Origin of the sequence: Arthrobacter sp. GCM10027362, assembly GCF_042679445.1 — a bacterium.
Taxonomy (GTDB): domain Bacteria; phylum Actinomycetota; class Actinomycetes; order Actinomycetales; family Micrococcaceae; genus Crystallibacter.
In genome coordinates this window covers 1-1,646 of the sequence record NZ_JBHTML010000349.1, presented here as the reverse complement: position 1 = coordinate 1,646, position 1,646 = coordinate 1, and the positions used below count along the sequence as shown (strand labels likewise).

The window sequence follows — 1,646 nt, the reverse complement described above, 5'->3', positions numbered from 1 at the left end:
CAGCCCGGCCAGCCGGTGCAGCTGCCAGCCCATGATGCCCGCCGCCAGCGCCGCGTAGGCCTGTTCCCCGCTGCCGACGGCGGCCCGGTGCCGCGCCACCCGGTAGCCCTCCGGGGCACGGCAGCGCTGCGACCAGCCGTGTTCCGCGTAGGTCAGCTGCCCGCGCGGAGCCCTCACCGGCCCTCCTGCAGCAGCCGGATTTCCTCCTGCACATCCGCATCCCCGGGCCGGGCCTCGGCCAGGTGGCGCTGGATGGCCAGCGCCTCCTCGTGCCGCCCGAGTGCCCGCAGGCTGCGCGCCACCGCCCAGCGCGCCCGGTGCACCTGCTGCTCGCTGCCGTGGGCGCGGGCGGCGTCCTCGGCGAGCTGGAACTGCTCGTGGGCACCGGGATATTCGCCCTTGTCCATCAGCACCCGGCCCAGGTTGGTATACAGGTCGATGGCCCAGCTTCGCACCCGGTTGTCCTCGGAGCGGTACAGGATGGCCAGGGCCCGGTCGGTATGGTCCCAGGCGTGGCGCTGATCCGCCTGGGCCGCCATGTGCAGGCTGTCCACGGCAAGGAAGTGGTGGCCGATGTCTTCGGCCCGGCGGGCGGCCTCCTCGAACAGCGGCAGCGCCTGGGACGGCTTGCCGCAGGCGTGCAGCACCCGGCCGCGTTCGAGCAGCACCCGCGCCCGTACCACCGGGTCGTCGTCGTCGATCCGCTCCAGCAGGTCCAGCGCCTCGCCGTGCCGGCCCTGCAGTCCCAGCGCGCGGGCAATCTGGGTGGCCAACTCGTTGCGGTCCGAGCGCAGCGCAAACTGGCCGGTGTCCGCTTCCCGCAGCCGTTGCTCGGAGCTCTGCGGGTCTGAGAAGTCCCACAGCTCGTCCAGCCGTTCCTGGGGAATCACCGGCCCTCCTTCGCCAGCCGCGCCCAGCCCAGGGCCTCGCGGTCCGGCCGCGGCAGCCCCGACACCACCAGGTCGTAGGAGTCTTCGATCATGTCGCGGACCATGCTGTCCGCCAGCGCCCCGTCCAGCCGCACCCCGTTCCAATGGGTCTTGTTCATATGCCATGCCCCGGTGATTTCGGGATGGGCCGCACGCAGCTGCCGGGCCAGGACGGGCTCGCATTTCAGGCTGACGGTCAGCGGCCTGGCATCCAGGCCGGACAGCGCGAACATACGCGCCGAGGCCCCGGCCCGGACCTTGAAGACCGAGAACTCCGGGCCGAAGGGGAAGTCCTCGAAGGCCCCCGGCAGCGACAAGCAGAACGAGCGCAGTGCTGGTCCGTCCACAGTTTTGAGCCTACCCCCGCCCCGGCCGGACCGGAACCCGGACGGGCGGGCTGTCCCACGGCATCCCGAGGTGGGACGATGGTGGGCAGGGACAGCCGCGGGGACTACTGCGGGGCGGAATGGAGGCCGGCGTGGACAATGCCAGGGACAGTGCCGGGGACCGTGCCGGAGAGCCGGGCGCGGGCCCGGCCCGGGAGCTGGCCGGTGCGGCGCAGCGGGCCGAGCAGTCCAGGCCCTTCGAGATCATGGCCCGGTGCGGCTGGGCGGCCAACGGCCTGCTGCACCTGCTCATCGGCGTCATCGCGCTGCGGCTGGCCTTCGGCCGTTCGGGCGAGGCGGACCAGTCCGGCGCGGCCGCCCAGCTGGCCGG

The 1,646-nt window shown here is 73.1% G+C and carries 4 protein-coding genes; 1 reads left to right on the top strand and 3 read right to left on the bottom strand.

Annotation, left to right across the window (positions count from 1 at the left end; genetic code table 11):
• The 3 genes from ACFQ36_RS22550 to ACFQ36_RS22540 all read right to left on the bottom strand — a co-directional run.
• Positions 1–177, bottom strand: a 177-nt coding sequence (locus ACFQ36_RS22550) for a DUF1990 family protein (RefSeq protein WP_377017786.1), incomplete at its 3' end; no start/stop codon positions are given.
• A complete protein-coding gene (locus ACFQ36_RS22545) occupies positions 174–890 on the bottom strand; it encodes a hypothetical protein (RefSeq protein ID WP_377017784.1) in 717 nt (238 codons plus the stop codon). The genes ACFQ36_RS22545 and ACFQ36_RS22550, both read right to left, overlap by 4 nt.
• Positions 887–1,276: an MmcQ/YjbR family DNA-binding protein gene (locus ACFQ36_RS22540; protein WP_377017782.1), complete on the bottom strand. Its 390-nt coding sequence runs from the start codon at positions 1,274–1,276 to the stop codon at positions 887–889. Before ACFQ36_RS22540 ends, ACFQ36_RS22545 begins: the two co-directional genes overlap by 4 nt.
• Before the next feature lie 131 nt (positions 1,277–1,407).
• Here ACFQ36_RS22540 and ACFQ36_RS22535 point away from each other — a divergent pair.
• On the top strand, positions 1,408–1,646 hold a 239-nt coding region (locus ACFQ36_RS22535; protein WP_377017780.1), incomplete at its 3' end, for a DUF1206 domain-containing protein.